This is a genomic window from Paenibacillus amylolyticus (assembly GCF_003719335.1).
Classification (GTDB): domain Bacteria; phylum Bacillota; class Bacilli; order Paenibacillales; family Paenibacillaceae; genus Paenibacillus; species Paenibacillus amylolyticus_D.
Window position 1 is genome coordinate 1 of record NZ_RIAS01000060.1, and the last position, 377, is coordinate 377.

Annotated in this window: 1 protein-coding gene; it reads right to left on the reverse strand. The window is 57.6% G+C overall.

The window, feature by feature from the left end:
* Window positions 1-377 (reverse strand): AMP-binding protein (locus tag EC604_RS30750; protein WP_151458143.1); only part of this gene is annotated, 377 nt, incomplete at both ends.

The following is a 377-nucleotide window of genomic DNA, read 5'->3' on the forward strand; positions in this document are numbered from 1 at the left end:
CCCACGAACACGTCAAACGAGAAGCTGGCCAGCTGCAATAGCCGCACCGGGAACTGATCCAACCGATATTCCCGTCGGTAGCCTGCCGCCGTATTGACCAGGCTGCGGTGCTCGATCATGACGCCTTTGGGTTGTCCTGTCGTTCCCGACGTGTAGATTACGTAGGCCAGATCCTCTGGGCGGGCTTCGTGGAAATCATTCACGTCAGAACTTATCGGCACATTCAACCGTTCCTCGCTGTACGACGCTTCGTCGTCGAGATACAGCACCACACCCAGCGCAAGCTCCTCTTCGCCCAGCCAAGCTTCGGCTCGCTCTCGTAGTGGCGTTTGCGTTAATAGTACCTTCGCTCCGCTGTCTTCGAGCATGAACCGCAC